Raw genomic sequence first — 26,372 nt, 5'->3', positions numbered from 1 at the left:
TCAAATGCAAACGATGGGGTGGTGGCTGCTGTTCGGTGTCTTGCTGATAACGGTAGCGGTGCTTGCAGCTTGGGGATGGCAGCAGCCAGAGTTGTTCGGCATAGCAGGCGGCCCAATGTCGGGACTTGAACTATGGAGCCTTGTGGCGGGTTCATCCGCCGCTGTCATCGCGTTGGGCCTAGGCTATCTGCTGATCGCCCGAAGGCTCGCCAAGCGAGCATACAGTCAGCACTGCGACAGCGAACTGGCGCCGTTGACGGTTGATATTTCCGGAGGAGGCATTGCTGACCCGGATGCGCTTTTGCATGCAGTTACCGGTTGCCTGCGTGAACACCATGGCCGGTTTTGGCGCCGCAAGGTCCGGGTATTGTTGGTGGTAGGCGACGCCGCGCAGATTGATGCGATTGCCCCCGGTCTGAGTGACAAGCGCTGGTTGGTCGACCGGCACACACTTTTATTGTGGGGCGGCAGTGCACAAACGGCAATCGACCACGAGCTGGTGAACGGGTGGAGAAAGCTGTGCCACTGGCATGCGCCTGAGGCTGTTGTCTGGGCACTGAACAAGGCGCAACGCGATGATGCCGTAGCCATGAGCCTGGGGGCCCGGCGCCTGCGAGACCTGGCCCTTGAGTTGCGTTGGCAATTGCCGCTGCACCTGTGGCAAGTGTGCAGCAGCGCGTGGTCGCAAGAGACGCGCGCGGTGCAGCCGGTAGGTTGCTGGTTGCCATCAAAGGTAGATGATGCGCAACTGCGCGAACTTTTACACTCGCTTGTGCGGCCTTTGCGCGAAGCTGGCCTGGCGCAGCTCAACAACGATCCTGAACATGATTTCCTGTTGCGTTTGTCACGCGATCTTGAAGACGAGCGTTCAAGCGCGTTGGGCGCTGTGTGGAGTGAACGTACCGTCTCGTTGCGTGGCGTATGGTTCAGCTTGGCGACCCCACGAAAGGGCCGGCCTGGTCTGGACCACCACTGGCAGGTAACTCCTGAGTGGAGCGGCGTGCTGAGTGCGAATGTGGGTAGCGCCAGGCGCCTGGGCTGGAGCCTACCCCGAGCGACCTACGTTGCTGTACTGAGCCTCGCCGCCATTTGGGCCGTCGGCTTGTTAGTGTCCTTCGCCAGCAACCATGCCGAAATCATCAAGGTAAACCAGGCACTGGCGACCCTGCAGCATCCAGCCGAGGGCAGCGACCCCATGGCCGCCTTGCGCGAGCTGAGCCTCGAAGTGTCCCGGCTGGACTACCGCGTCGAACACGGCGCCCCCTGGTACTACCGTTTTGGCCTGGACCACACCCGCACCCTGCGCGATGTCGCCTGGCCGCACTACGTGCAAGCCCTGCACCAGCGTGTGCGCGAACCGGCCGCAGCGCGTCTGCAAGCCCAGCTCGGCGCGCTGGTCAAACTGCCACCGGCCAGCCCCGAACGCGCCCGGCGCGCACAAGCGGCCTACACCCAGCTCAAGGCCTACCTGATGCTCGCTCGCCCCGACAAGGCTGACGCCGACTTCCTGGTCCAGACCCTGGGCAAGACCGAACCCGGCATCTGGTCGTTCTACGCCGAGCGCCTGCCCGCCAACCCGGACTGGGCGATCGAGGCCGAGCCGAAACTGATCGCCCAGGTCCGCCAGATCCTGCTCGACCAGCTTGGCCAGCGCAACGCCGAAACCAGCCTGTACCAGCAGGCCCTGGACACCGCCGCCAACCACTACCCGGCCGTGGCCCTGGCGCAGATGGTCGGCGATACCGACCCCGGCCCCTTGTTCTCCACCACGGCCAGCGTCCCCGGCGTATTCACCCGTCAGGCCTGGGAAGGCCAGGTGCGCGGGGCCATCGACGCTGCCGCCAAGGCGCGCCGTGAAGAGATCGACTGGGTGCTTAGCGACAACCCCAGTGACATCACCCGCGAACTCAGCCCCGAGCAGCTGCGCGAACGGCTCACCGCCCGCTACTTCAACGACTACAGCAACGCCTGGCTGGCGTTTCTCAACAGCCTGCGTTGGCGCAAGGGCAGGACGCTGGACGAGGTGATCAGCCAATTGAGCCTGATGAGCGATACCCGCCAGTCCCCCTTGATCGCGCTGATGGACACGCTGGCCTATCAAGGGCAGGCGGGTCTGCGTGGCCAGGCCCTGGCGGATTCGTTGATCGAGTCCGCGCAGAACCTGATCGGCCAGGATAAAAAGCCGCCGATCGGGCCAACGACGCAAGCCAGCCCTGGCCCGCTGGAGCGCACCTTCGGCCCGTTGCTGGCGTTGCTGGGCAAGCGTGCCGAAGGGCAGCAAAGCGACGACCACCTCAGCTTGCAGGCATTTCTCACCCAGGTCACCGGCGTGCGCTTGAAGTTGCAACAGATCACCAGCGCGCCCGACCCGCAAGCCATGACCCAGGCCCTGGCGCAGACGGTATTCCAGGGCAAGCGCGTCGACCTCACCGATACCCAGTCCTACGGTAGCCTGATCGCCGCCAGCCTGGGCAACGAGTGGAGCAGGGCGGCCCAGACGCTGTTCGTCGAGCCGTTGGAGCAGGCCTGGCAGCGCGTGTTGCAGCCCTCTGCCGAGGGCCTGAACAGGGCTTGGCAACGGGCGATCGTCGACGATTGGAACAACGCTTTCGCGGGTCGTTACCCGTTCGCCGCCACCCCCAGCGATGCTTCGCTGCCCATGCTCGGCCAACTGATCCGCGCCGATACCGGGCGTATCGATCGCTTCCTGCACGAGCAGCTCAATGGCCTGCTGCGCAAAGAGGGCAGCCGCTGGGTGGCCGACCCGCGCAACAGCCAGGGCCTGCGTTTCAACCCCGCGTTCCTCACGGCGATCAATCAGCTTGGCGAGCTGGCTGATGTGCTGTTTACCGATGGCGGTATGGGGGTGAGTTTCGAACTGCGTGGCAAGCCGGTGCGCGATGTGGTGCAAACCACCTTCATCCTCAACGGCGAAACACACCACTACTACAACCAGCGCGAACGCTGGCAGCGCTTCACCTGGCCCGGGCAGAGCGACGGCCCCGGCGTGAGCCTGACCTGGACCAGCGTGTTCGACGGCGAGCGGCTGTTTGCCTACATCCAGGGCACCTGGGGGCTGATCCGTTTGCTGGAACAGGCGCAGGTGACGCCGCTGGACGCGGGTGACAGCCGCTACAAGCTGCAACTCAAGGCAGCCGATGGCCTGAACCTGACCTGGGACTTGCGTACCGAACTCGGCGCAGGGCCGATGGCGTTGCTCAAGCTCCGCGACTTCAGCTTGCCGCGGCAGATCTTCCTGCTGGAGGGCGGCAAAGCACAACGCTACGCACACAACGAGGACGCGCCATGAGCCTGCAGAAACTGGTCGAGCGGTGCCTGGCGGGTGCCGACCCGTTGTTGGTCGCCCGTCAGCATGCGCAGTGCTGGGAGCCTTGGTTGCAACCCATTCCAGGTGATTCGCCGGTGGGGCAGGACCCGGGCTACGAGGATGACTTCCAGCGGATGCGCGAGGAGGTCAACAAGCTCTCCGGGGCTGATGCCGAGCAGGTTGTCCAAGCCGCGCGCAAGCTGCTCGAGACCACCAGCAAGGACTTGCGTATTGCTACTTACTACCTGTGGGCCCGGCTGCACAACGACGGTGAAACGGGGTTGGCTGATGGTCTGAGCCTGTTGGCAGCCTTGGTCGAGCGCTTTGCCAGCCAGGTGCTGCCTGCGCGCGCCACGGCGCGCAAAGCCGCGCTGGAGTGGCTGGCTAGCAGTAAGGTGCTCGACAGCCTGTCGCTGTACCCGCAAGTGGTCAAGGCTGAAGCCGAGCGCACTGTCGCGGCGCTGGTGTGGCTGGAGCACGGCCTCAGCGCCTGGCCGCCCGCACACCGGCCGCACCTTGCGCCGCTTTACAACGCCCTGACCGTGCGGCTGGTACAGGCCGGTGGCGTCGATGCGATTGTGCCGCAGACCAGCGCCGAGCACGCTGCCAACAGCAAGCCCGTCGGCCCAGGCGCGGCCCCGATCAAGTCCGGGCGCGACTTGCTCGACAGTGCGCGCAACCTGGCGCGCTACCTGCGTGATCAACCTGATGGCTGGTTGGCCGCGCACCGTCTGATGAAAAGCCTGCGCTGGGATACCGTGCACCAATTGCCAGCCCAGGACGCTCACGGCATTACCCGCCTGGCTCCACCGCGTGGCGAGTCCCGCGCCCGGCTGCAACGGCTGTACGTGCAGCAAAGCTGGGGCGAATTGCTGGAGCAGGTCGAGTGCCTTTATGCCGAGGGGGTAAACCATTTTTGGCTGGACTTGCAGTGGTGCCTGCATCAGGCGCTGAGTAAATCGCCAGCCCCCCAAAACGCCTGGGCGAGCATCGTCAGAGATGATCTCGGCATGCTGCTGCAACGCTTGCCAGGGCTGGAGGCGCTGCGCTGGAGCGACGGCACCGCCTTTGCCGATGAAACCACCCGCGACTGGATCAACCAGCACGTCACTGCCGGGCTGGGGCAGCAATGGTTGCCCGCTGCTGCAGCCAGCCCGGCCGAGGCCGGCAACGCGGTGTTGGCGCTGGAGCATGAAGCATTGGCCCAGGCTGACACGGAGGGCGTCGAACAGGCGCTGGCCTGGTTGGCCGCGCGCCCGGAACTGGACAGCGGGCGCCAGCGCTGGCTGTTGCGCCTGGTGATGGCGCGTGTGGCGGAGCAACACGGCAAAAGCGAACTGGCCCTGAACCTGTTCTGCGACCTGGACGCCAGTGCGCAACGCCATGCGCTGGACGAATGGGAGCCGGCGCTGTGCTTCGAGGTCAAGGCGCGGCTGCTGAAACTGCTACGTGCGAAAACCCTGCGCAACGATGCCGACCGGCCTGCCCTGGCCAGGCAGATAGAGGCGCAGCTGGCTGCGCTGGTGGCACTGGACCCTGTGCGAGCTGCAGTGCTCTGCGGCTGAGGCCATACAAGGAACGATCACTTTGAGTACCGATGACAACCTGACCCTTCGCTACTTCGACGCCGAGATGCGCTACCTGCGTGAAGCTGGCAAGGAGTTCGCCCAGGCATTTCCCGACCGGGCAGCACAGTTGAACCTGGACAAGCCCGGGGCAGACGACCCCTACGTGGAGCGGCTGTTCGAAGGTTTTGCCTTCCTCATGGGGCGCCTTCGTGAAAAGCTCGACGACGATTTGCCGGAGCTGACCGAGGGCCTGGTAAGCCTGCTGTGGCCCCATTACCTACGTACCATTCCGTCGCTGTCGATCGTCGAGCTGGCGCCGGACGTCGATGCCATGAAGGGCAGTGAAGTGATTGCCCAAGGCTTCCAGGTGTTGTCCCAACCGATAGGGCCACAACGCACCCGTTGCCGCTATACCACGACGCAGGCCATGAAGCTGCAGCCCCTGGCACTGTCGGCGGTTGGCCTTGATCACGAACCTGACGGGCGTGCGCTGCTGCGTTTGCGCTTCTCATGTGGCGCGCTGGCGGATTGGCGGGACATCGACCTGAGCAACTTGCCCCTCTACCTGAATGGCGATGCCGCCCTGACCAGCACGCTGCACCAGGCACTGACGCTCAAGGCCCAGTCGCTGCATGTGCGGGTACCGGGGCGGGCAGAGCGCCGCCCATTCAACGGGCATTTTTCGCCGAAAGGTTTCGCTGACGACGACCGCTTGTGGCCCAAGGGTGACAGCGCGTTCAGCGGTTACCAGTTGCTGCTGGAGTACTTCACCTTTCGCGAGAAGTTCATGTTCGTGGCCCTGCAGGGGCTGGAGCACCTCGAGCTGCCCGCGAGGACGCCGTGGTTCGAGCTAGAAGTCGTGCTCACCGAGGCCTGGCAGGCCGCGTTCGTGCCCAGTGCCGAGCATATCCGGTTGCATGCGGTGCCGGTCATCAACCTGTTTCCGCTGGAAGCCGACCCATTGCTGCTTGAGCCCTTGCAGAACGAATACCTGCTGCGGCCCATGCGCCTGCAGGATGGCCATACTGAAATCTACTCGGTGGACCGGGTAACAGGGTCGAAGACGGCGGCCAAACAAGACTTTGTCCCCTTCACCAGCTTTCGCCACCGGGGCGGCATGCTGCGCGAGCAAGCCCCCGAGCGATATTTCCACACGCGCTTGCGCCGTGCTGCGAATGGGCTGCATGACACCTGGCTGATACTGGGTGGGCAAGGGTTCGATAAAGACAGCTTGTTCGAGCACGAAAGCCTGTCGCTGCAACTGACCGGCACCAACGGGCAACTGCCGCGCAAGGCATTGCAAAGCACCCGGCTCGACATGGCAGCGCAATCTGCCCAGACCGCCCTGCGGGTGCGCAGTCTGTGTGCGCCGACGTTGCCGTGCTACCCGCCCAGCCGTGACCGCTTTCATTGGCGGGTGCTCAGCCACCTGGGCTCCAACTTCCTGCCGATGCTGGCCAGCGCTGAAGTGCTGCGCGGCACGTTGGCGCTGTACGACTGGACCGGCAGCGAGATGAATCGACGCCGGCTGGAGGCGATCGTCGAGGTGCGGCATCACCTGATCCAGCGCTTCGAAAAAGGCTTTCTGCTGCGCGGGGTGGATATCGAAGTCACGCTGGATGCCAACGGCTTTTCCGGGGAAGGGGACATCAGCCTGTTCGGCGAGATGCTCAACCGCTTTTTCGCCCTGTATGCCGATATTCACCTGTGCACCCAGCTCACATTGGTCCTGCAACCTACCGGGAGGTGCCTGCGATGGAGCGAGAACCACAGCCAACGGATTCCCGGCTGAACACCGATAGCCTACTGCAGGTACTGCAAGGGCAGGTCGCCAAGGCCAACCTCTATCGCCTATGTCAGGTCCTGGAGCAAGCCCTGCCGGGCCGTGCGTTATTGGGCAGCACGGCCCACCCGAGTGACGACCCTGTGCGTTTCCGGCCGGACCCGGGGATGGGGTTCCCGGCGGGCGAAGTGAGGGCCATCGAGATCGACCCGGCGCACCCACAAGGGCCTGCGACGGTGCGCACCCGTTTGCTGGGCTTGTACGGTGTCGACTCACCGCTGCCCACCGGCTACCTGGACGACATCGCTCAGCGTCGAGAGGGGCATGAGGCGGTCGAGGCTTTTCTGGATATCTTCAACCACCGACTGTTCACCCAGTTCTACCGGATCTGGCGCAAGTACTCCTACCCGGCAACCTACGAGGCGGGCGGTCGCGATGCAACATCGCAATGCCTGTTGGGGCTGGTCGGGCTCGGCATACCTGGTACTGCCGAGCGGATTGCAACGCCGATATCGCGTTTTCTGGCATTGCTCAGCGTGATGCGCCTGCCGACGCGCAACGCCGAGGGCATCGCGGCACTGGTCAAGCTGCTTGCGCCGAATACGCAGGCCAAGGTCCACGGGCACTGGCCGAGAAAGGTGGTGCTCAAGCAGCCCGCCAGCCTGTCAGCGAGTCACCCCGTGAGCCTGGCCCAAGGTACGCCATTGGGGACGGTCGGCCAGGACGCCAACAGCCAGTTGCACCTGACATTGCTGACCACTGACCCGGACGAAGCCCATGCCTGGCTGCCGGGTGGCCATCTGCACGCTGATCTGCTGGTGCTGCTGGAGGTGTACCTGGGCTGGCGCTGCACTGCCAGGCTGCAACTGTCGCTGCCCCTGCACATTCTGTCGGCTCCGGTGCTGGGTGGCAGCACAGCGCTACTCGGCTTGACTGCTGTCCTGAACCTGAAGCAAGCAGCCCGGACGTCCGGGGAGCACGCAGAAATCACCCTGAACCTGGGCCGCTATCGAGGCCTGCTCATCAACCCTCACAATCGGGAAGTACAGCATGTGGCGTATCGCATTTAACCTCTTCAGCGTGTTCGCGCTGGTATCTGCGCTAAGTGGTTGCGGGATGATGCAGGCCGCGGCTGACAGCGTGGCATCGGCCAGCGACGCTATTTTCTACAAGCAGGTGAAAACGCTGCACCTGGATTTCGACGGCCGGGCGGCGATGAACACCGACCAGGTGCATATGGGCGGCTTGTCGATCGCGACCCTGGTACGGGTTTATCAACTGCGCGATAGCACGGCGCTGGAGAGGATCACCTATGACGAGTTGCTGGAGCGCGGCGACCGAACATTTCGTGGCGACCTGCTGAGCGAGCGGGCCCTGGTCATCAAACCCGGCGAGGGCGCGCAGTTGAGCATGCCGCTGGAAAAGGACGCGGCATTCGTGGCGGTGGTGGCTTTGTTCCATGCACCCGACAACCAGGCAGGCAGCTGGCGGTTGATCCTGAGCCGCAATGAGCTGGACCCTGACACGCCGCGCCTGGTAGCGCTCGATGACAACCGTCTGACGCTGCGTGTGCAGGGACGGGAATAGACCATGCCTGAGCTGAACCCATCGCTCTACGAAATACTTCTGCAGAACTTCAACGGTGAACTGGAATTGCACAGTGTGTCGGAGCAAGACCAGCACACCTTGTCGGTGCTGGACAACCTCCAGCGTATTCTCAACAGCCGCGCTGGGGCGCTGGCGCATCTGCCGGACTACGGCCTGCCCGACATGGGCACGGTCCTGCAAGGGCTCCCTGCATCGGCGCATTCCCTGAAGGGCACCCTGCTCAGTACCTTGCTCAAATACGAACCCCGGGTAGCCGCAATCGACATCGAGTTGTTGCCCCAGTCTCTGCCTGGCCATCTCGAGTACGCCATGAACGTGCAGCTCGCAGACGGCAGGCACGTAAGCTTCGGTACCACATTGGCCCCAGAGGGCCGAGTGGTGATTCGTCACCTGAAACGGCAGGGATTGTTGCCCAAGCCGTGAATACCAATATGCAAGGAGGGCTGATGACAGCGGTGTTTGAAATGCGCGTTCGCCTGGGGGGTGACCCGCAGGGCTTCGATGAGTACAGGGCACTGCGCCAGGAGTTGGCAAAGCTGAACCATCCGGCGTGCCCTGATGTGGACTGGGGCCGGGTCGAACGCTTGTGCCTGCGGCTGTTCGAACTGAACGGGGTGGAGTTGCAAACGGCTGTGGCCTTGGTCATGGCGCGTAGCTGCAGTATCGGCTTGGCTGGCATGAGTGAAGGGCTGGCGCTGATAGTAGCACTGCTCGATCAGTGGCCGCGTTTGTGGCCTGCCCAGGTGGCGGTACGCCTGGAGCTGCTCAGTGGGCTATTTGCACAACTGCAGTCCTTGCTCCGGGCAGCGCAGTGGAACTCGGCCAACCTGCCAGCGCTGCAAGGCCTGGCAACCGATTTAGGGCGGCTGGAGCATCAATTACTGCGCCTGGTTCCGGTTCCGCTGGGTACGCTGCAGACACTGCGCAGCCATGTGCAACGTGTGTTGCAGCATATGGCGACGCCTGGCATGCCAAGCTTGCCGCAGCAGCCGTGGATGGGTGTGGCAGAGCCTGCCTTTGTGGCACCTGCGGCTGCGCTTCCTTCACTTCACAACGCCTATACCTTTATCGTCGAACCCCAGCCCAAGCGCCGAAAGGTTTTGTGCTGGTCACTCATACTGGCCATGGGGATCGTATTGGTGGTCGGGTTCGTCTGGCAGCGGTGGATGGCCGAGCAGTCCCGCCACACTCCGCCGGTGGCGCCGGTCCAGCTCGATAGCTTGAGTGTGTTCGAAGCTGGCAGCGCTGAGTTCAGGCCAGGCTCGACAAAGTTGTTGGTCAACGCACTGGTTGGCATCAAGGCCAAACCGGGTTGGTTGATCGTTATCGCTGGTCACGCCGATACCAGTGGTGATGTCAGCAGCAACCTGGCGTTGTCCCGCGCACGCGCTGCGGCAGTACGCGACTGGATGCAAGCCATGGGAGACCTGCCGGACAGTTGTTTTGCCGTACAAGGCCATGCCGCCAGCCAGCCGCTGACCAGCAACGAGACGCAGGCCGGGCGCGCGGAAAACCGCCGGGTCGATATTCGCCTGGTGCCCGAGGCAGGTGCATGCGCCGAGCTGGAAGGTATTGCCAGCTCGCCCGTAGCCTCGTAGCATCCGCCTTCAGGAGATGGCATTCCTCCTCGAACCGCCCCCGGGCTGATGATGCCTACGCACAACCCTGTAACAGGGCGCGTAGGCTATTGCCCGCCGTCCACCCACAGGGTTCTCGTTTACCTTGTGGAGTTTGCCGATGTACTTGTCTCTTTTCTCCGTGGTCGTTGGTGGCAGCGCTGGCTGCGTATTGCGCTGGTTGCTTGGCCTGCGCCTGAATTCGCTGTTTCCGGGCATGCCCTTCGGTACCTTGCTGGTGAACCTGGTTGGCGGTTTCATCATCGGCGGGGCCATGGCTTTTTTCATCCGCTGGCCCAACCTCGACCCAGCCTGGCGCCTGCTGCTCACCACCGGTTTCTGTGGTGGGCTCACTACCTTTTCGACGTTCTCCGCCGAGGTTGTATCGATGCTGATGCATGGCCGTTATGGCTGGGCCATGGCCACGGTGTCAGCGCATGTGCTGGGCTCGCTGCTAATGACTTTCGCCGGTTTCGCGCTGGTGCGCTGGCTGTGAGCTGAGCGTGGTTTAACGCGGTTGTCATGCGGGCATGCCAGCATCCGGGGCCCTCTTCGTACAGGTGAGCGCCACGGTGCATTCCGGCATGACCCGCAAGCCCTTCATCCTTCGTTCCAGCGACATGTGCAGCGATGACTTCGGCGCATTGTTCGCGCAGATGTTCGGCAGCCTGTATGCCGACATGCCGCCGTTGGCCCAGGGCATCAGCATCGGTGGCGTGTATGGGCGCTTCGAAGGCATGAGCGTGCGGCGAATGCAGTATGGCGGCGACTTCACCATCAGCCTGCCCACGCCACAGGATGAGATCACCTTCGTGCTACCGACCGCCGGCAAGATCATTTTCGACCACCGTGGCGAGTCGATTGGCGGTGCCCTGGTGGGGTTGGCGGTCGACAAGCGTGATATCCGCACAATGCGTTTTGCCGAAAACCATGCCCAATGCGGCATGTCGATCCGCCGAGGCTTGTTTGCCGAACGCTTGTCGCTACTGCTGGGGCGGCCATTGCCGGGGCCGGTGTGCTTTGCGCCGGTGGTGGACCTGGTGGCGCCTGCGCTCCAGGGCATACGCGCGTTGCTGGAAATGGCCACTGGTACGCAGTTCGACCAGTTGATCAACACCGGTGTGTTGATGCCGGCGCGCTTGCAGGAAATGCTCTTGGACGCAGTGCTGGAAGCCTGGCCGCACAACTACAGCGACGCGCTGCGTAGCCCCACGCCGACACTGGCACCGCGCCATGTGAAGCTGGCCATGGCCTACCTGCGCGAGCACCCGGCCCGCCTGGTCAGTGGCACTGAGCTGGCGGGGCTGGCCAACGTCAGCCTGCGGGCCTTGCAGGATGGGTTTCGCCGCTTTGCCGGCACCACGATCGTTGGCTATCAGCGCCAGGTACGGCTGGAAAGTGCGCGCCAGGTGCTGGCGCGCGGGGAGGGGGCATCGGTTGCCGAGGTGGCGTTGCAGCATGGGTTCAGCAATGCGGGGCGGTTTGCCCAGTATTTCCAGCAGGCGTTCGGGGTGAGCCCCGCCGAAGTACGACGAGGAGGTTAGGGCGCGTGGCCTGGCACCGGCTTTGCCGGTGTTCGCGGGCAAGCCCGCTCCCACAATGCCCCTCTGTTCTCGCGACAGCGCAGCCCACAGGGCTGGGTGATCTCCCACAGGTACTGTGCAGGTTTCGGGCTCACGCCATACCTGTGGGAGCGGCTGTCTTGTATTGCCTGGACTGGCCTCATCGCCGGCAAGCCAGCTCCCACAGGGACCACGAAAAGCTTGGGGTCTGCACTGTTCCTGTGGGAGCCCGGCTTGCCGGCGATGGGCCGCAAAGCGGCCCCAATCGCTTAACTGACTGGTATTAGGGCTTGCCCGCGAACACCGGCGAAGCCGCTGTCTGCTTGGTGAGCAAGCCCGTTCCTGCAATCAGAACGCGTAGCTGGCCTTGAGGCTGCCACTCACACCATGGCTGTCGCCGCCGCCCATCGCCGCCACTTCGGCGCCGACACTCAGCGCACCCAGGTTGGCCATCAGGTTCACCCCGCCGCTGAACTGGTCGCGGTTGTCGAATGCCGCGCGTTGTTCGATATCCAACCCCAGCAGGTGCCCTTGGCTATCGACCTGGTGATCGCCCAGGCCATGCTCATAACTCACTGCAATGCCCGGTATCAGTTGCCAGTCGCCCACGGGGATGGGCGCAAACGATGCCTTGAGGCTGGCCACTGCACTGCGGCGGGTCTGTTTCAGGTCGTCCACTTGCAAGGCCAGTTCGCTGCCTTTCTCGGTGAAACCGTTCAGGTCGACATGGCTGACCCGCAGGCCAAGGCTCGGCTCCAGTACCAGGCCGTTGGCAGGCAGGCGGTAACCCAGCGCCAGGCTGGCACCGGCCAGGGTGCCGTGGCTGTCGCCCTTGGCCGTCCCCAAGCCGCCACCAAGCTCGCGTTTGCTGGAGTAGTCGAGCCAGCCGCCGCTGATATCGGCATCGATGAACAGCCCCCGTTCCAGGCTCCCCGGGGCAAAGCGCGCGCCCAGGCTGAGGAAGGTCAGGTCGGTGTCGGCCTCGCCACTGGCACCGCCGACATTGCCACGGTTGTAGCCAAAACCGGCGTGGGCACTGAGCTGCTCGGAAAAGCGCTGGGTCATGCCGAGCATCAGCCCCTGGCTGTGCTCGTTGCTGCTGGCCGCGTGGGCTGAGCCGTCAGTGCCCAGGTAACCGGCCAGCGCCGTGCTCCACAGGCGCGCCTGGCCGACCTTGAGGTCGCTGCCGTCGGCGAACGGCGAAGCCGCGCGCTCGATCATGGCACCCTGGCGCAGCAGGTAGCTGGCGGCGTCCGCATGCACCTGGCCACCCACGGTCGTTTCCACACCGCCCAGGGTGCCGGCATCGATGGCTGATTGCAGGTAGTAGTTGTAGGCGCTGTAGCTGCCCGACAGCGAGGAGTCCTGCAACTGGCGCAGCAGCTGTGCGCCGGCGGCGGCATTGCCCAGCAGCCCAGCCTCACCGGGCAGGGTGCCATAGCGGACCATCTTGCCGCGCAGTACGTAAAGGGTTTCCTGGCTCAGCCCCAGGCCTTGCTTGAGGTAGTTGTCCATGCTGCCGTACTCGGCGGTGACTTCATCCAGGCCGGCCTGCAGGTAGCTGGCTTCGACGCCGAGCAGCGGCGCGTAGATTTCGGCCATGCTCGTCGGCATCGCCGCCAGGGTGGCGGCCACGCGGGCGGCGGTATAGTCGTTGGTGGCCAGGTAGTTGTTCATGATGGTGGCGTCATCCACCCCGGCAATGCTCAGCAGCACCGCGGCGGTCCAGCCGGTGCGGTCCTTGCCGGCGGTGCAGTGGAACAGCGCGGCGCCGTCGGCGGCGGCCAGTTCGTTGAACAGCACCGCGAATTGGCCACGCATGCCGGCATCGCTGACGAAGGCGCGGTTGGTCTCTTGCATCATCGCTCGCGCCTGTTCTGCGCTGCTGAACGAAATATCGGTGATGTTCGAGCCCGAGGTGGTGCTGCCGATGATGTCGATGTTGGTGTAGCTGGCCCCCGTCGGCAGGGTATCGGGCGTGCCGGCGATCTCGCTTGGGGTGCGCAGGTCGTACACGGCGCTGATGCCCAGGCCATTGAGGATGGCCAGGTCGGCGCTGGTCGGGGTGAGGGCGTTGGAGCGATAGAACACCCCGGTGCGCATCACGCCATCGTGGTGGGTGGTGTAGGCAGTGGTGGTGCCGGCGATGTCGCGGAAGTTGTCGATGCCCACCAGGCGCGGGGTGTCGAGCACCTCGGCGGCGTGGGCGGCGGAAATGGCGAGGGTGAGCAGGGACAGGGAGCAGAGTACACGTTGCAGCACGGATCAGGCCTCAGGTGAATGGGTTGGGCTGGCTACTGTCCGGGGGCAAGATGAATCTGAATGTTACAAGTTGCTGCGTTGTGTGAAAGGCTGCGTGATCTGTCTGCAATGTGCGTTTTTGGTCTGTGCCCTTGGGGCTGCTTTGTATTGCCTGGACTGGCCTCATCGCCGGCAGGCCAGCTCCCACAGGTACTGCACAGGGCTTGAGGCCTATGCGGTCGAGGTGGGAGCGGGCAAATCGGATCGGCTGTTTCAGAACGGTACGGCGACGGTCAGCTGGCTATACACGTTGGTGCCGTTGCCACCCACCTGGTTGAAGCCCTCTCGCCAGGTCGAGCCACCGGGCGTGCCGTCATCGTTCTTGCGGCTGTTGAACAGGCCCCATACCGCCAGCATGTCGGCATTCAGGTGGCTGTCATCGCTCGGTGAAGTCATCGATGAAGGCCGAGCCGAACTCGCGGCCGATACCGGAGGCCTTGATGCCGCCAAAAGGCACTGCCGGGTCGAGCAACGTGTGCATGTTCACCCACAAGGTGCCGGCCTGGATTTCCGGGAGCAGGCGCATGGCCTCACCGTACGCCTATATCGAGTACTTCGGTGTCTCGACGCACGCCTATGGCTGGTTGTTCGCTCTGAACAACGGTGGGGTGATCGTCATGACCCTGCTCAATGCCCGCCTGGTCGTGTCGGCCCGCTGTGGATGCTGGGCCTGGGCGATATCGTCGGGCTGGTGGTGCTGTATGTGAGTGTGACCGGCCTGATGGGGGCCAATTGCGTGGCCAGCCTGCTGAAGCTGTTCCCCGCCAATGCCGGCGCGGTGCTGTGCTATGTGTGGCTCAGGGTGCGCGCCGGCGAGGGCAGGGCCGTGAGGCCCCCGGAGCCGGCGCACCGGCCCTGAGGGGAAGCGATCAGTACTCCCAGAAGATCCGCTGCAGTTCCTTGCTGTCCTGGGTCTTGGTCATCGCCACCATCGCCAGGATCCGCGCCTTCTGCGGGTTCAGGTCATGGGCCACGACCCAGTCGTTCTTGTCATCCGGTTGTTCGGCGTTACGCAGCACGAAGCCACCCTGGTTGACGTGCGACGAGCGAATGATCTGCACGCCGTTCTTGCGCAGTTCCTGCAATGCCGGCACCACCCGCGACGACACCGAACCGTTGCCGGTACCGGCATGGATCAGCGCCTTGGCGCCATTCTGCGCCAACGCCTTGTAGGCGGTGTCGGTGACATTGCCGTAGCCATAGGCGATGTCCACCTGTGGCAGGCTGCTGATCTGCTTGATGTCGAACTCGGAATTGACCGTGTGGCGCTTGGCCGGTAGGCGGAACCAGTAGGACTTGCCTTCCACCACCATGCCCATCGGGCCCCAGGCGCTCTTGAAGGCTTCAGTCTTGATGTTGACCGACTTGCTGACATCGCGGCCGGACTGGATTTCGTCGTTCATGGTCACCAGCACGCCCTTGCCGCGGGACTGCTTGTCGCTGGCCACGGCCACGGCGTTGTACAGGTTGAGCATGCCGTCGGCGGACATGGCGGTGCCCGGGCGCATCGAACCGACGACCACGATCGGCTTGTCGGTCTTTTCCACCAGGTTGAGGAAGTAGGCAGTTTCTTCCAGGGTGTCGGTGCCGTGGGTGATGACGATACCGTCGACGTCCTTGCTCTCGGCCAGCTCGGCGACGCGCTTGCCCAGCTTCAGCAGGTCTTCGTTTACAGGTCTGTCACGGGCAACGGACACCTCAGTGCAGGTCTCTGCGGACGGACAGTATGAATCACCTTGTTCAACGATTCCGCTGAATCGATGATTCGGCATCAGGCAGATAAGTTACAGATGCATTCCATTTTATCCAAATCAAAGTTGGGTAAAGGCTTAGCGCTCTGTTATCAAAACTGAGATTGCGCTACAGGTTTAGCAAGGCTCGACGAGTTTGAGAGATGCGTTTTGGATTCGAAAAATAGATGATGGATATAATTTAGATTAAAATAAAAATCAAAGAGGTGGTGGTGTCTGTTTTTGTTTTTAGCGCTGAGTGCGTAGAAGATGTGTGTGGGTTTTTGATGGGTATTTAATTTCGGCACAGGATCAAGAACTTTCAGTTTTCTCAGAGTGATGTATTTCCTGACTTGGACGGAAAGATTGAAGTCGACTGCGCTCTGTCGGAACTGATAGAGCTTGCTCTCCAGCTCGACGATGGTCACGTGATTGTGGAGTCTTTAAGGCTTAACAGTGGGAAAGTAGTTAAAGCGCTATTTACATAATCAGTCGTGACTGAGCAGCTTATTCGGTGGTGGCGTCGTCATGCCAGTATGACGGGTTGAGGTGCTCCTCGCTCATGTTACGAGCAAAATATGTCCGGTTCTTAATTGTTCCGAGTTTTATTTTAGCTTGTATCTAAATAAAGTGTTTTGCTGTTTGGTTGTGTGGGTTTGGCTGTAGCCGGGGATGATGATTATAGGTCTGGTGTTTTCTTGATATTTTTTAGCTCTGTAATAGCTGTCTTCATCAATGCTTCAGTACCTTTGCCTGTATGTTTCGCCTCAACAATTGCCATCAATGTTATTGGGCTGACGCGCAGCACATCACACAGATCACGCACCAATGCGATGGACGCGGAATACTCTCCTTTCTCAATGTTACGAATGTAACGCTCGGAAGCTACGGACTGAAAAGCTTCCTGAGTGAGGCCTCGATGCAGACGGATTGAGCGAAAAACGCTCCCAAAAGCTTCATTGTAGTCCATACGCAACGCTCAAAAGCGAGTATTCAACACGTTGCGCCAGCAAAGGAACAGGAAGTATACTTCCGGTTAGGTGGTTTTTTAGCCAATTTTTGGTGCTTTTTGATCCTCTCCATGCTCCTTACGATGATGGCGGTAGGTCGCCATGCGTGTGGGGCGAGTCAGTTCCTCCATGAGGATGGGTAATAATATGTTCGAAACCAATGACCAAGGCCGCGTGCAAGATCTGTATTTCGCCCCAGAGGAAGGAGCGCACCGATGGGCCTACGTTTCCCTGACCTCGAACCATGAATGGTTCTACGTCACGTATGAGCTTTCTGATGAGGAGGTGGTCAATCATCAGCAGTTGATGATCCCGCTCGCTCCCTACGTATTGAGCTTGGCGACGAGAGATGCTCCTGAGGCTTTCATTAAGAGCATTCAGTTGGTATCGCCACCATGGATGAATGGCAGCGGAACTTGGCTCATGCAGGACCTGAAGGCAATCCGTTGCTGTGGGATGAAGTTCGTATACGAGCTTTGCAGCGGTGAAATTTATCCAGAAGAGTTTTCCGAGGCTCCGGCAAAAACCATGTGGCCCAAGGGCGAGAGCTGATGTACAGACCATTGGAACTAGGGCTCGTATCCAGGTATTCGAGCCTTTTCGGAGATCAGCGCAGCGCCCAGGACGGTTTTACTTTTGAATGTACGAATGGATGGTTTGATCTAATTTCAGCCAACCTACAACTTGTGGAGCGTTACGCCGAGCTGGAGCGATTGAACGTTGAGATCACTCAGGTCAAAGAAAAATTTGGGCTATTGCGTGTGTATCACCGAGGTGGCGATGATGTGGTCGATCGCCTTCTCGATATTGCCGAATTGGTTTCTGCGGGCATTTGCGAGGTATGTGGGGCTCAGGGTAGCGTAACTGAGCACCAAGGATGGCTTCGCGCTCGTTGCCATTTGCACCGAGAAGTGGATGAGCTTGACTCAGTTCTCAGTAGTAAGCAGGGCTACATAGATAGCTACGCGAAATGCGTGGCGCTCCTGCTCTGGTTTTTCAAGGGTAACTCTGTGAGATGGACCAACCAGGAGTGTCTAGGGCTCGGTGGCCGGCGCCCGTCTGAGCTGCTCGCTTCGACTGAAGGGTGTGAGAAGGTCTACACGTTGATCCGAAGGTTGGAGAACGGGGTAGCGCAGTGAAGCTCAAAGCCCTTTATCACTCTCATATCGTAATGGCTAACCATCCTGAGCTTGAGAGCTTTCTCCGTAAGAGGTTCGATTGGGAGTTCCAACGAGGCAAGGTTGATTTTCAGCGGGTGCGGAGCGTGGTTTCATCTCCGAGATTGATGTCGTTCAGTGCTCGGTGCTTTAGCCATCCTGGACTTGTGATTGCTGGTGAATCCTATCTAAGTCAGCATACGATGATCGCGGATGGTTATCGGAAAACATATGCGATCTCTATGCAAGACTGGCTTGAAATAAATGATTTTGTTGAGAAAGTTGAGTGGTGCGAGCCCTTTGATAAGGCAGTGATGAATGTTCAGGTATGGCCATTTACGCCTTCAGAACTGGGCCCATTCGCCATGGCGGTAGCTGTGGCCCTCAGCTTCTCCCCGATGGAGCTGAGGGCTGAGTCAAGAATATCGTTGGCAGTAGACGAGTTGGTCGAGGAGTGGGGGTATTATGCGGATGACTTGTAGTATTTGATTATGGCGATAATGCTGACTGCGATAAGCCTTGCTCGCTGGAAAGCGGGTTAGCCTACCGCCTCAGTAGCTGCGTCGTATGCGCGGTGTGGTACCGTCTTTGCGACTCATATATCAAGGGATGCTGTGATGAAGAGCCCATTGGGAACCATGATCGAGGTACTGCTTGAGCAGCTCAGCATGCTTCAAGAGAAGCCACAGCTTTTTTATGCACTTGCTGAGGGGCTCCGCGGCGCCGCGAGCTTCGCGCGCGAGATCGCAGTCAGGCACAGCGACCAAGCTCTTATTACTGCTGCGGAAGACGTTATGGTGCAACTCGATCAGCTTGAAGCAATGCTGGAGGAGGAAAGCGAACGCGAGATGAATCGGGGATGGGAGGGCGAGCAAGCGCTGCGAGATGTGAGAAAAGCTACCTCTAAAGCGGTAAAAAACTTCGTAGGCATGGAGGTCAATGACGGTCGCTTCGACGCATTGGTTGCTGCATACCAGCGCGCTTTCCCGTCATTTTTGGTTAGACAAAGTGTTTTCGATCGGTTGCATCCTAAGAAGCACTCAGCTTCGATCCGGGCGTATTTACTTGGGTTGATCGACGATCAAAGGCTTGGGCGCGTGCCGTCGCTGTCAGAGCTACAAACGGCGCACTCCCAAGCCGTCATGGCTCATGAGCAGGATGTACTGCGGTACCTAAAAAAATCTCTGCCAGGCTTCGAGTTTTACGGCCTTTGGCAAACGGGAGAGATCCAATCCAGTCGTTGATGACTTAGTGGATTCATGATGCTACTAGGAAGCTGAGGTCGACTGCCACCGTTAAATTCGTGGGCCTAGGCTAGGGTTTTACTAGATAGGCGAGAATAACCACGCGTGCAGGTCGACTTAACCAACATCGTTTGCCGTGGCCGAAGAACCAAGCGGTCAGTCCCCATACCTAAGTTACTGCGTTGGCGTCAATTTATTGTCTTTTTGAGCTGCTGGTTCGGCCAGGTCTCCTTTTTCAGCGCTATACACTGCGGTATTGCGTTGTCGGCCTAGGCATGCAGTGGGAGTTTCTGCTAAAACACCCAGTATCCGTTAATGGACATTTGGGAAGTGTTATGTCATCGGAAGTGCCTCATCTCGAATGGCTGGAAAAAACGAGTACGTTTACATCATCCTGCGGACGGCCTATTACCGTTTACACTTTTAAGCATGATGCTATGGATACTGCTGTAATGTCTGCATGGGCAAAGCACTTCCGAAACCATTACTGCTTGGATGATGAATTGCCGTACCTGAAAAATCCGTCAAAGTCTAATTCTGAATACTTGTTGACGGAAAGATTTCCAGATGAAAAGAAGAAGCCTGGACCGAGTGTGCGAGCGGGCGATTTTGCAGAGATACTGATCGCTGATTACCTGGAGTATATTCGGAATTATAATGTTCCACGTACACGTTATGATCGTAAAATCGTTACGGATGAGTCCGCAAAAGGGTCTGACGTAATTGCCTTCAAAAAGCAACCGAATGTGATAAGTGATACGGATGAATTGTTGGTTTTCGAGGTTAAAGCGAAGGCCAGCGAAAATCAGAAAGTAAACGTACTTCAAACTGCAATAGATCACTCAGGGAAAGATGAAGTGCGTCTTGCTGAGTCACTGAACGCAATGCGCCAGAGGCTCTACGACAGAAAGGACTTTGATGGGATCCAAGTCGTTGATAGATTCCAGCGTGAGGCAGATCATCCTTGTAAGCGCTCTTACGGCGCCGCGGCTGTATTCACCGCATCATCGATGCATGAGGACATTATAAAAGCGTCTACGACTGTAGAGCATCCGAGTGCAGATGCTCTTGAGCTAGTTGTAGTAGGTGGCACCCACTTGATGACGCTGGTGCATGAGCTTTATCGGAGAGCCGCAGATGAAGCTTGAAACAAACGGAAGAATTATTTTAGATATCACTCGTGCGAAAGCGAAGCAGTACGAATTTGGCATTGATGAACAGTACCATATCACCCTTCCTCAAGATCCAAAGAGGCTTTTGGTCTTTACTATCGGCGTGTTAGGTGAATTGGCAGCACTTGAGTCGAGGCCAAATGATGAGCGCGTTGAGGCTAGGAGCAGCCTAAAGGATCAGTTGGTATTGGCTGGCCAGTATTTCGAGTCAATGAGTACAGCTCAGTTGATATCTGGCTCAGATGAATACCTTAGAATACTTAGCTCGGCTTCCTACTATTTGGCTGACATGCCAGGAAGCTCACTGGTTTTGGCGAGAACAGTATCGGACGTTCCAGAAGAGCTTACGGCTAGCGGGTTGGAACGACTTTTAGTGTGGCTATTGAAGTCAGATATAAGCAGTAACTTTCAGCTGGTTCCGTTAGGCGTCTTCAACGATTTAATACGCAGGGTTGCGCGAATTTATAGGTCTTTCATAAATTTTGAGGCTGATCTGTCAGATGTAAATGAAGAGCTTGTTGACTTTAGGTCAGCTGTTTATTTCGGTGGCTCTGACCGAGAAATTCTTTTGGTTGATACCATCACGGCTCTTGTTAAACGGAAGATAGATAATTCATCTCTTATCTGCTTGCCAAGGTATACAGGCCTAAGCCTTGATCGCTGGAAGCAAACTCTCGCCAACGATAGGTTTATGAAGGAATTTTGGCCGGGGCAGCGGCTTGTAGGTGAGCTTGGTGTATTGACGGGGTCATCTGCTGTAATACAGATGCCAACTAGTGCGGGTAAGACAAAATCAGCAGAACTGATTGTTAGAAGTGCTTTTTTGTCTGGGCGCGCTAAGCTCGCGGTTGTTGTTGCGCCTTTTAAAGCATTATGTCGAGAGATCACGCAAGGTTTTTCTCAGACTTTTGAAGATGACGCTGTTAACGTCAATGAGCTTCGCGATATCACTAATATTGATGATGATGAGCATGAGTTTCTTAAGTTTTTACTCGGGGATGCTTACAAGGGAGCGCATGATCATACAGTAATAGTCTCTACCCCGGAGAAACTGGTATACCTGCTACGACATGAGCCATCCTTGGCGGAGAGAATAGACCTTCTCATCTTTGATGAAGGGCATCAGTTTGATAGTGGTAAGCGAGGGGTTACATATGAGTTGCTAATTGCTTCGCTCAAGGAGAGTGTTTCCGATTCTGCTCAGAAGGTTTTAATTTCTGCGGTGATGTCTAATGCTGAAACTATTGGTGAATGGCTGAATGGCGAATCCGGAGTCCATATTCAAGGCAGTAATTCGCTCCCATCCATAAAGAGTGTTGCGTTTCTAAGCTGGGTCACTGAAATGGGGCAGTTAAGCTACTTGGGTCGCGATAATAAAAATGACAGCGGTCTATATGTTCCTAAGGTGATTCAGCAGTTAAACCTTGGCCGTAAAGGGCGTGAAAGAAATGATCGTGTATTCCCCGCTAGAGGCGAAACTCAATCTATTTCATGTTACCTCGGGTTAAAGCTATGCCATCAAGGTCCGGTTGCCATCTTTTGCGGCGATAAGAGATCCGTTGTGTCTCTTTGCAATACAATAGTAAACGCTTATGACCGAAATCTCCCGCTCTCGAAGCCCAGCACAATATCAGATGCGGGTGAATTAGAAAGGATTACTTTCCTTTCCAACTTGCATTTCTCTGACGGCCACATTTTTTCGAAAGCCATCCCCTTAGGCGTTTTACCTCATAGCTCGGCGGTTCCTAATGGCATTAGGATGTCAGTCGAGTGGGCTATGGATAAGAAATCTGCCCATTTTGTAGTTTGTACTTCGACCTTGGCGCAAGGGGTAAACCTCCCTATTAAGTACTTGCTGGTATCCAGCGTTATGCAAGGCGGAAAATGGATTTCTACCAGGGAGTTTCAGAATTTAATTGGGCGCGCTGGGCGGTCTGGATACCATACGGAAGGCGGCATAATTTTCACCGATCCCAAAATTTATGACGACCGTTACTCTTGGGCGGGGAGTTTCAAGTGGCGCAAAACATTAGGATTGCTCGATTTTAATAATGCAGAAGCTTGCTTAAGTAGTCTTGTGGATATTATTAGGCCGTTCTCACTTGAGCAAGCTAGTGATGATCTCATCGAATTCATCAAAAATCCAACGCGCCGAAGGGCGCAGTGGGAGCTGTGGGGAGATGAAAATGATACTGACGTTACGACTCTCATGGAGGAGATGGACTCCAAGGAGCTGGCATTAAATGCAATTGAAAGCTATTTTTTGTCAATGCTTAAGGATGATGAGTCGTTACTTGAGATAAGTTCATTTTTAGGCCTGGCGAGAGAGACGCTTGCTTATTATCTGGCGAGCGAAGAAGAGAGGGAACGTCTATTAGAGGTGTTTTCTACAATTCACGCACGTTTGTGTGCTATTCCTGTTGAAAAATTTTCATTCTATGGAAAAACGTTGCTTGGTCTGGACCAACTTCGGTTTGTCGAGGGCTGGATTGATGCCAATCAGTGGGATCTTGAGCTATGTAGTTCTTCAAACGAATTGCTGGATGCATGCTGGGCTTTAATATCGAAGTTTTCAGTCTCAAAAATTATTACAAATATAAAGCCCCAAGTGCAGGCAGTAGAGCTTGCCAAGCGCTGGTGTAATGGTGAAAGCTATCATGACCTTCTATCGTATGCCAAAGAAAACAAAATAAAGGTTCAAGCAAAGTCGAAAATTCATGCGGTTACTCAAGAGCATATTGTTGACTTTTGCTCTGCCATTTCCTATGACGGAATGATGTTGATTGGGGGCTTGGCTGATATTGTCGAGGGCAAATCTCTAAGCGAGGAAATTTTGGGAAATGCTAGGGCTCTTCAGAATCAGCTTAAGCTTGGGTTGTCAGACGAGTTTCACATTTGGCTTTATGGTAAGGGTTATTCTGATAGGGAGGTTTGCAAGCATATCGCTACGGTCCTTGAAAAAGTAATGATTGGGAAGAGCACTTTGGGCTATGATATCCTTAAGGATAATAGAGAGCTGCTTTCAGAGGCTTTGTCGAGGTTGCCTGGGGTGTTCTCTGAAGTGAAAGTCCGTTAGTTAGTTTATTTTTGGGGTTGTTGTTTTGCGTTTAGAGCTTTTCTAAGGCGAGGTTCTTTACGTTTTTTGTAGAAATCAGCTGATTGTCAGATCCGCTAGCCATGGCTGTTGGTTGTATTTTATAGTGGGTCTCTTGATTTAGTATGGCCTATGTGTGGGCATGTGAACTTAAAGATTCTGGAGTTGGTATGACTGACGATGAGTTTGAGAAGGTGATGCACTCATTAAAACTCGCACGAGATCTCCGTTTAGCAACCACAACGGATGCACATCAGATCAGTGATGCTCTAGCATTTAAGCTTTCGGAGCACTTTGATCCCGAGGGGGATATGGAAGCAAGTTTGAATGAACACCTTGAGTCTATTGAGGAAGAGCAGCAGAGAACAGTAAGGTCTGCTCTTGGAGAAAATCCTGATCTCGAACGCTTGAATAAATTATTTGAAACCGATGCCGAGTTTGAGAGGGCAATAGCTACTGGGAATGATGCACGCAACAGCATCAATAGGTTGAAGGAGTATATGCAGGAGAACTATTTGGATGATGAGGCAAAGGAATTTGCTGCTCTTTGTATTAGGGCTTTTGCCGATATTAATACAATGCTTCTGGAGAAGGATGTGGTGCCTTTGATAAAAAGAGGTATCTATTCAGAAGACATAGCTTCTGCGATTTCGGTTTGGAAGAACTCTTTTAAAGATAAAGAGAGTGATGAGGGCTTTTGGCAGGAAGAGCTATCTGCTCGCAAAGGCATTCTCGAAAGGCTAATAGGTGGCCATGCTGTATTTTTACAGCGCGAATTTCATGTTGGTAGTACAGATGTTGAGGGCAAAGGAGGCAGGCGTTCAGACTTTGCTCTGATAGATGGAATAAATAATAATGTAACTCTGCTTGAGATCAAAACGCCTGGAACAAAACTGCTAGGGGCAAGCTATCGTAACACCTTTCCACTTTCTACCGAATTGTCTGGAACGATTAGTCAGGTTATAAATCAAAAAAATGAATTAATGAAGACTTTTTATGCTAAGGCATATAAAAGTAAAAGTGTATTTGAGGTGTTTTCACCTCGGTGTTATGTGATTGTTGGCGATTTAGAAAGTTTGGGTGGCGATGAGGAGAAACTAAAAGCGTTTGAGGTTCAGCGGCAGGCTGTGGCTGCGCATGTAACTATAGTGACTTTCGATGAGTTGTATCATCAATTTTCCACCTTCAACCAAGTCTGATATGCTAGCAGACAGATGTTGGGTTTTTTGTTGATGGAAATGTGCTTATAATTACTTGACAATGTTCACCAGCGGAAAGGAGTTCTGTGACAGCAATGCGTTACGAAATCTTGGATTAGACCTGGGATGTGGTCTCCAATATCGTCTCCGAACCCCAGCGTCGGGGGCGGCCTCACTGTAAAGGCCGACCTATGTTCGATGGGGTGTTCAGGTCACTATACTCCGGTGCCGCATGGCTAGGCATGCCGGAGCGTTTAGATCCGTGGTCAGGGTGTACAACGTGTTTGGTAGCGAAATCAGGATACGTTCGTTCAGTCAAGACAGCGACATAAGCTACGTTCGCGTAAATCCTCGATCACTTGCAAATCGGTATAGGCAATGTGGAATGTGCGAGTTTCGCATTTTGCCCCGAGCAATCTTTCTCGCATGTCATCAGCTTATCGCAACGGTTGTTGCTGCTATTTACGGCTGAGAGCCCAGCATGCTACCTGCGTGACGGGCTCTCAGCCGGTGCAGTCTTCAGCTGAGGGATGAAGCCTGGCGCAGCTTCATGGAGCCAGTCTCAGGCGCCATGAACCAGGCAACAATGAGACCGAAGAAGGTGACCAGTGCAGCCGCTAGCATGGTGTTTGCAATGCCAATCGATTGTAGTGAAGCAGGTACCAGGTAAGTGCCAGCTGCTGGGGCGCTCTCGACCCAGAATTGGGCAATCGACGCGATGACAAAAATGGTTGGGCCAACGAAGAAAACCCGCTTGCGGCCCAAGTGATCAGTAAGCCAACCACCAATGAATCCGCCAAAGAAAATACCGATCAGAGCCGAGGCTCCAATCATACCTTGCCAAAATGAATCAAGTTGCAGGTGGCTTGTCATTTGCAACATGACAACACCTACGATACTGAGAATGTAGCCGTCGACTACCGACCCGCCACCAGAGCAAAGAATCAGCAGACGGTGGAAGTTGTTGAGAGGGACGTCTTCGACAGAAATGTTGTTATTGGTCATGCGATCTCCAGTACTTCATAAAGGCCGATCACGTACTGGGCATCCTCGGAGCTGTCCCTGGCTCCGTTAAGCTGCTGCACCAACCGTTATCGGTAACGCTTGACCCCCACGACTCTTCGTAAGGGCCGTTGAATCAAGTGCTACCTTGCACGTTCTGCATTGGATTCGGATCTTCGGTTGTACCGCCCACTTCCTAATAGCCACGTGCAACGGCACGAATGAACAGGCGCGCCCGATCCGACCGCGGGTGATGACCGAAGAACTCCTCGGGTGGCGAGTCCTCGACGATGCGACCCTGCTCCATGAAGATGACTCGGTCAGAAACCTGCCGGGCGAACGACATTTCGTGGGTGACAATGAGCATCGTCACGCCGGTTTCGGCGACTTTACGAATTACGTCGAGTACCTCGCCGACCATTTCAGGGTCCAATGCAGAGGTGGGTTCGTCGATCAGCAGAACTTCCGGCTCCATGGCCAGAGCACGGGCGATCGCTACGCGTTGTTGTTGGCCGCCGGACAGTTGCGAAGGGCGTTTGTGGGAGTGCTGTCCAAGCCTGGCACGCCCAAGCAGTGCCTGGGCCTTTTTCTCGGCCTCGGCCCAGCTCAGTCCTCGTACCCGCACTGGGGCGGTAGCGACGTTGCGCAGAGCGCTCATGTGCGGGAACAGGTTGAACTGCTGGAACACCATGCCCACTTCAGCGCGCACCTTGGACAGGTTCTTGCCTTCCTTCACCTCAATGCCATCAACCTCGATAGTGCCTTGCTGGTAGGCCTACAGCAGATTGATGCAGCGAACCAATGTCGATTTTTTCGACCCAGAGGGGCCGATCAGCGCCAGGACCTGACCTTTTTGTACTTCCAGATCGATGTCGTGCAGGCTACTCGCCCAAAGACCAGCAATCGTGCAGGCTAGCGCAGCTACCAAGCGGTCACGAATGGCACATGGCTACTCCATGCGGTACGATTAAGATCCTAATAGCGATTGGAGGCGCATT

The 26,372-nt window shown here is 57.3% G+C and carries 19 protein-coding genes, 5 pseudogenes and 1 riboswitch; of the genes and pseudogenes, 16 read left to right on the top strand and 8 right to left on the bottom strand.

Annotated elements, in window-relative coordinates; all coding sequences use genetic code 11:
• The first annotated feature begins 13 nt into the window (after positions 1-13).
• The 9 genes from TZ03_RS11635 (at position 14) to TZ03_RS11595 (ending at position 11,447) form a co-directional block, all read left to right on the top strand.
• Positions 14-3,310, top strand: a complete 3,297-nt coding sequence (locus tag TZ03_RS11635) for an ImcF-related family protein (protein ID WP_152645432.1) — start codon at positions 14-16, stop codon at positions 3,308-3,310.
• The gene (tssA, locus tag TZ03_RS11630; RefSeq protein ID WP_051097736.1) at positions 3,307-4,893 is read left to right on the top strand and encodes a type VI secretion system protein TssA; all 1,587 of its coding nucleotides are present in this window, start codon (positions 3,307-3,309) and stop codon (positions 4,891-4,893) included. The genes TZ03_RS11635 and tssA overlap by 4 nt, the downstream gene beginning before the upstream one ends.
• A gap of 67 nt (positions 4,894-4,960) precedes the next feature.
• Entirely contained in the window at positions 4,961-6,688 is a 1,728-nt protein-coding gene (gene tssF / locus TZ03_RS11625) for a type VI secretion system baseplate subunit TssF (protein ID WP_051097795.1), read from the top strand.
• On the top strand, positions 6,652-7,749 hold the full coding sequence (gene tssG, locus TZ03_RS11620) for a type VI secretion system baseplate subunit TssG (RefSeq protein ID WP_051097735.1): 1,098 nt from the start codon (positions 6,652-6,654) through the stop codon (positions 7,747-7,749). The genes tssF and tssG overlap by 37 nt, the downstream gene beginning before the upstream one ends.
• Entirely contained in the window at positions 7,730-8,266 is a 537-nt protein-coding gene (gene tssJ / locus TZ03_RS11615; protein WP_051097734.1) for a type VI secretion system lipoprotein TssJ, read from the top strand. The genes tssG and tssJ overlap by 20 nt, the downstream gene beginning before the upstream one ends.
• A 3-nt stretch (positions 8,267-8,269) precedes the next feature.
• On the top strand, positions 8,270-8,710 hold the full coding sequence (tssE, locus tag TZ03_RS11610) for a type VI secretion system baseplate subunit TssE (protein ID WP_051097733.1): 441 nt from the start codon (positions 8,270-8,272) through the stop codon (positions 8,708-8,710).
• A 23-nt stretch (positions 8,711-8,733) separates the two neighbouring features.
• Positions 8,734-9,885 carry an OmpA family protein gene (locus TZ03_RS11605; RefSeq protein WP_051097732.1) on the top strand — a complete coding sequence of 384 codons (1,152 nt, stop codon included), beginning with the start codon at positions 8,734-8,736 and terminating at the stop codon, positions 9,883-9,885.
• Positions 9,886-9,888: 3 nt separating this feature from the next.
• Positions 9,889-9,950, top strand: a riboswitch (Fluoride riboswitch).
• A 74-nt stretch (positions 9,951-10,024) separates the two neighbouring features.
• On the top strand, positions 10,025-10,399 hold the full coding sequence (crcB, locus tag TZ03_RS11600; RefSeq protein ID WP_051097731.1) for a fluoride efflux transporter CrcB: 375 nt from the start codon (positions 10,025-10,027) through the stop codon (positions 10,397-10,399).
• An 88-nt stretch (positions 10,400-10,487) separates the two neighbouring features.
• Positions 10,488-11,447, top strand: a complete 960-nt coding sequence (locus TZ03_RS11595) for an AraC family transcriptional regulator (RefSeq protein WP_236692814.1) — start codon at positions 10,488-10,490, stop codon at positions 11,445-11,447.
• Positions 11,448-11,813: 366 nt separating this feature from the next.
• Here the strand turns inward: TZ03_RS11595 and TZ03_RS11590 are convergent, their stop codons facing one another.
• From TZ03_RS11590 to TZ03_RS28680, 3 genes and pseudogenes are all read right to left on the bottom strand, one after another.
• Positions 11,814-13,727, bottom strand: a complete 1,914-nt coding sequence (locus TZ03_RS11590; RefSeq protein ID WP_051097730.1) for a tyrosine-protein phosphatase — start codon at positions 13,725-13,727, stop codon at positions 11,814-11,816.
• Between the two features lie 294 nt (positions 13,728-14,021).
• Positions 14,022-14,216: pseudogene (locus TZ03_RS28685) on the bottom strand (hypothetical protein); the annotation flags it as partial.
• Positions 14,143-14,301 (bottom strand): annotated as a pseudogene (locus TZ03_RS28680) (aldehyde dehydrogenase family protein); the annotation flags it as partial. The pseudogenes TZ03_RS28685 and TZ03_RS28680, both read right to left, overlap by 74 nt.
• Here TZ03_RS28680 and TZ03_RS30090 point away from each other — a divergent pair.
• A complete protein-coding gene (locus TZ03_RS30090) occupies positions 14,291-14,473 on the top strand; it encodes a hypothetical protein (protein WP_152645423.1) in 183 nt (60 codons plus the stop codon). The pseudogene TZ03_RS28680 and the gene TZ03_RS30090 overlap by 11 nt on opposite strands.
• 162 nt (positions 14,474-14,635) lie before the next feature.
• Here TZ03_RS30090 and TZ03_RS11580 read toward each other — a convergent pair.
• The 3 genes and pseudogenes from TZ03_RS11580 to TZ03_RS28675 all read right to left on the bottom strand — a co-directional run.
• Positions 14,636-15,436 (bottom strand): annotated as a pseudogene (locus TZ03_RS11580) (asparaginase domain-containing protein); the annotation flags it as partial.
• A 173-nt stretch (positions 15,437-15,609) separates the two neighbouring features.
• A complete protein-coding gene (locus TZ03_RS30085; protein WP_152645422.1) occupies positions 15,610-15,924 on the bottom strand; it encodes a hypothetical protein in 315 nt (104 codons plus the stop codon).
• Positions 15,925-16,175: 251 nt separating this feature from the next.
• Entirely contained in the window at positions 16,176-16,466 is a 291-nt protein-coding gene (locus TZ03_RS28675; RefSeq protein WP_082056611.1) for a helix-turn-helix domain-containing protein, read from the bottom strand.
• Between the two features lie 187 nt (positions 16,467-16,653).
• On the opposite strand from TZ03_RS28675, the gene TZ03_RS11575 reads away from it, so the two are divergent.
• The 6 genes from TZ03_RS11575 (at position 16,654) to TZ03_RS11545 (ending at position 24,372) form a co-directional block, all read left to right on the top strand.
• Positions 16,654-17,058, top strand: a complete 405-nt coding sequence (locus tag TZ03_RS11575; RefSeq protein ID WP_051097727.1) for a hypothetical protein — start codon at positions 16,654-16,656, stop codon at positions 17,056-17,058.
• A gap of 583 nt (positions 17,059-17,641) precedes the next feature.
• Complete coding sequence (locus TZ03_RS11565; RefSeq protein WP_051097726.1) at positions 17,642-18,145, top strand: hypothetical protein; 504 nt, start codon at positions 17,642-17,644, stop codon at positions 18,143-18,145.
• Positions 18,146-18,280: 135 nt separating this feature from the next.
• Positions 18,281-18,907: a hypothetical protein gene (locus tag TZ03_RS11560; RefSeq protein WP_051097725.1), complete on the top strand. Its 627-nt coding sequence runs from the start codon at positions 18,281-18,283 to the stop codon at positions 18,905-18,907.
• A gap of 335 nt (positions 18,908-19,242) precedes the next feature.
• Positions 19,243-20,055, top strand: a complete 813-nt coding sequence (locus TZ03_RS11555; RefSeq protein WP_051097724.1) for a virulence associated protein — start codon at positions 19,243-19,245, stop codon at positions 20,053-20,055.
• Positions 20,021-23,155, top strand: a complete 3,135-nt coding sequence (locus tag TZ03_RS11550; protein ID WP_236692812.1) for a DEAD/DEAH box helicase — start codon at positions 20,021-20,023, stop codon at positions 23,153-23,155. The genes TZ03_RS11555 and TZ03_RS11550 overlap by 35 nt, the downstream gene beginning before the upstream one ends.
• A gap of 188 nt (positions 23,156-23,343) precedes the next feature.
• Positions 23,344-24,372 (top strand): Shedu anti-phage system protein SduA domain-containing protein, encoded by a 1,029-nt coding sequence (locus TZ03_RS11545; RefSeq protein ID WP_051097722.1) that lies wholly within the window; start codon positions 23,344-23,346, stop codon positions 24,370-24,372.
• A 597-nt stretch (positions 24,373-24,969) separates the two neighbouring features.
• Here the strand turns inward: TZ03_RS11545 and TZ03_RS11540 are convergent.
• Both TZ03_RS11540 and TZ03_RS11535 read right to left on the bottom strand, forming a co-directional pair.
• Positions 24,970-25,377: pseudogene (locus TZ03_RS11540) on the bottom strand (MFS transporter); the annotation flags it as partial.
• A gap of 193 nt (positions 25,378-25,570) precedes the next feature.
• Positions 25,571-26,302: pseudogene (locus TZ03_RS11535) on the bottom strand (amino acid ABC transporter ATP-binding protein).
• Positions 26,303-26,372 lie beyond the last annotated feature (70 nt).

It is taken from the genome of Pseudomonas sp. 10-1B (genome assembly GCF_000935045.1).
Classification (GTDB): Bacteria; Pseudomonadota; Gammaproteobacteria; order Pseudomonadales; family Pseudomonadaceae; genus Aquipseudomonas.
Note: the sequence above shows the minus strand (reverse complement) of the source record. Positions and strands in the feature narration are given on the sequence as shown.

Excerpts from the sequence above, each read along its gene's own strand:
- TZ03_RS11635 (WP_152645432.1), top strand. The coding sequence starts at position 14 with ATGGGGTGGTGGCTGCTGTTCGGTGTCTTGCTGATAACGGTAGCGGTG.
- tssA (WP_051097736.1), top strand. The coding sequence starts at position 3,307 with ATGAGCCTGCAGAAACTGGTCGAGCGGTGCCTGGCGGGTGCCGACCCG.
- tssF (WP_051097795.1), top strand. The coding sequence starts at position 4,961 with ATGCGCTACCTGCGTGAAGCTGGCAAGGAGTTCGCCCAGGCATTTCCC.
- tssG (WP_051097735.1), top strand. The coding sequence starts at position 6,652 with ATGGAGCGAGAACCACAGCCAACGGATTCCCGGCTGAACACCGATAGC.
- tssJ (WP_051097734.1), top strand. The coding sequence starts at position 7,730 with ATGTGGCGTATCGCATTTAACCTCTTCAGCGTGTTCGCGCTGGTATCT.
- tssE (WP_051097733.1), top strand. The coding sequence starts at position 8,270 with ATGCCTGAGCTGAACCCATCGCTCTACGAAATACTTCTGCAGAACTTC.
- TZ03_RS11605 (WP_051097732.1), top strand. The coding sequence starts at position 8,734 with ATGACAGCGGTGTTTGAAATGCGCGTTCGCCTGGGGGGTGACCCGCAG.
- crcB (WP_051097731.1), top strand. The coding sequence starts at position 10,025 with ATGTACTTGTCTCTTTTCTCCGTGGTCGTTGGTGGCAGCGCTGGCTGC.
- TZ03_RS11595 (WP_236692814.1), top strand. The coding sequence starts at position 10,488 with ATGACCCGCAAGCCCTTCATCCTTCGTTCCAGCGACATGTGCAGCGAT.
- TZ03_RS30090 (WP_152645423.1), top strand. The coding sequence starts at position 14,291 with ATGGCCTCACCGTACGCCTATATCGAGTACTTCGGTGTCTCGACGCAC.
- TZ03_RS28675 (WP_082056611.1), bottom strand. The coding sequence starts at position 16,466 with ATGGACTACAATGAAGCTTTTGGGAGCGTTTTTCGCTCAATCCGTCTG.
- TZ03_RS11575 (WP_051097727.1), top strand. The coding sequence starts at position 16,654 with ATGTTCGAAACCAATGACCAAGGCCGCGTGCAAGATCTGTATTTCGCC.
- TZ03_RS11560 (WP_051097725.1), top strand. The coding sequence starts at position 18,281 with ATGAAGAGCCCATTGGGAACCATGATCGAGGTACTGCTTGAGCAGCTC.
- TZ03_RS11555 (WP_051097724.1), top strand. The coding sequence starts at position 19,243 with ATGTCATCGGAAGTGCCTCATCTCGAATGGCTGGAAAAAACGAGTACG.
- TZ03_RS11550 (WP_236692812.1), top strand. The coding sequence starts at position 20,021 with ATGAGCTTTATCGGAGAGCCGCAGATGAAGCTTGAAACAAACGGAAGA.
- TZ03_RS11545 (WP_051097722.1), top strand. The coding sequence starts at position 23,344 with ATGACTGACGATGAGTTTGAGAAGGTGATGCACTCATTAAAACTCGCA.